Origin of the sequence: Nitrosomonas supralitoralis, from assembly GCF_003011925.2 — a bacterium.
Classification (GTDB): Bacteria; Pseudomonadota; Gammaproteobacteria; order Burkholderiales; family Nitrosomonadaceae; genus Nitrosomonas; species Nitrosomonas supralitoralis.
Window position 1 is genome coordinate 1 of record NZ_PXXU01000136.1, and the last position, 1,818, is coordinate 1,818.

The window sequence follows — 1,818 nt, forward strand, 5'->3', positions numbered from 1 at the left end:
CGCATTGACTCATTAAAAAACATACTACTTAGGAGCCGTTGCCTCATCTAAAATCAAACCAACTTGAAACAATAAGAAAGGAGATTTAGATGATGATGAAACCAATGAGTCTAGGTGCTCGGAGGGAGTTGCAGTCAATTATCAAGCAGAAGTATCATAATGCAAGTTGGGCGGACAGGAGTAAGTTATTGGATGGATTTGTTGCTGCCACAGGTTACGAGCGGAAATATGCCATTCAGCTGTTGAACAGTGCTGAGATGCCAATCCTACCAAAGAAGCGGCCAGCATCCCAGAAGTATGATGAACAAGTACGACAAGCTTTAATTTCAGTCTGGTTTACCGCTAACCAAATTTGCTCAAAGCGTCTCGTGCCGTTTTTACCGCAGCTGGTAACGACCATGGAGCATCATGGCCACTTACGGTTACCAGCAGATGTGCGAGCACACCTGCTCAGCATCAGTCCCGCAACTGTAGATCGCATGTTGAGGCCGGAGCGAGAGAACATCAAGAGAAGCATCAGCACCACGCGTCGCGGCAATCTCTTAAAGCATCAAATTCAGGTGAGGACATTTGCAGATTGGGACGATGTCACTCCAGGTTTTCTGGAGGCTGACTTGGTCGCGCACTGTGGTGTAAACACTAATGGCGCTTTTTTAAACACACTGGTTTTGGTTGACATATCCACGGGATGGTTAGAATGCATGCCATTGCTGCGAAAGTGCGCCAGTGATGTTATTGACGGTTTGCGAGTCGCAGACGAATTACTGCCATTTCCCTTGCAAGGGCTAGATACTGATTGCGGCAGTGAGTTTATCAACTATGACTTGCTAGACTACTGTGAAGATAGATTTATTACCTTTACTCGGGCGCGAACACACCGTAAGAACGACCAGGCTCATGTTGAGGAAAAGAACGGCTCGGTAGTGCGTAGACTGGTGGGTTATGACCGATTCGAAGGTCGAGAAGCCTGGGAAGCTCTGGCTAAATTGTATTGCGTACTGAGAAAGTATGTTAATTTCTTCCAACCATCACTGAAGCTGTTAGAGAAAGAACGGCAAGGGGCTAAAGTATCAAAGAAATACGATAAAGCAAAGACGCCATTTCAACGAATTCTTCTCTCTGAGCATATTAGTCAAGCAAAGAAAGATTCGTTAACTGCAGAGTATAAAACACTCGACCCTGTCAATATACTGACTCAGCTAGAAATGCTACAAGATAAGTTATGGGAATTTTCCTGGAACAAAAACGGCAGTGCAAAATCCAGTTTTGTCGTCAGCAAAGCTGATATTAACGATCAAAATATGCAACCGAGGAAGTGCGGTAATTTACATCGTCATTATCACACAAGTGAAAAAGTAGACTTAAGAAAAGCGCCTCGCACCTGGCGAACGAGAAAAGATCCTTTTGAAAATGTTTGGGATGAGATTCGATTGCGGCTAGAGCTGATGCTAGAGACTACAGCCAGCGGAATTATACAGTGGATCATGGAAAAATACCCAAACCAGTTTTCCACTGGTCAAACCCGAACTCTGCAAAGAAGAGTTGCACAGTGGCGCCAGGAACAAGAAAGTCATGAAAAAACATTGCGAGCACTCATGGTTAATCAAATGGCACCTCCACCGACTTTCTCCAGTATAGATGCAGACATTCAGACTAACTTGGATTGTGGGAAAAAGGATGTAGCAAAATCACTTAATTACTGACATGATCGTACTGTAGGTATACTGGGTAAGCACTACTCGTAGGCCTTGAAACTAAACTTTTTGTGATGAGGTGTGCCGCTAAAATAGTAGTATGATTTTTGATTGAGGCAATACG

Annotated in this window: 1 protein-coding gene; it reads left to right on the forward strand. The window is 44.1% G+C overall.

All coding sequences use genetic code 11. The features are described from left to right. Window positions 1-89: 89 nt before the first annotated feature. Complete coding sequence (locus C7H79_RS16980) at window positions 90-1,703, forward strand: integrase catalytic domain-containing protein (protein ID WP_106708404.1); 1,614 nt, start codon at window positions 90-92, stop codon at window positions 1,701-1,703. Window positions 1,704-1,818: the final 115 nt, after the last annotated feature.

Coding starts and splice junctions, on each gene's coding strand:
- C7H79_RS16980 (WP_106708404.1), top strand. CDS start 90: ATGATGATGAAACCAATGAGTCTAGGTGCTCGGAGGGAGTTGCAGTCA.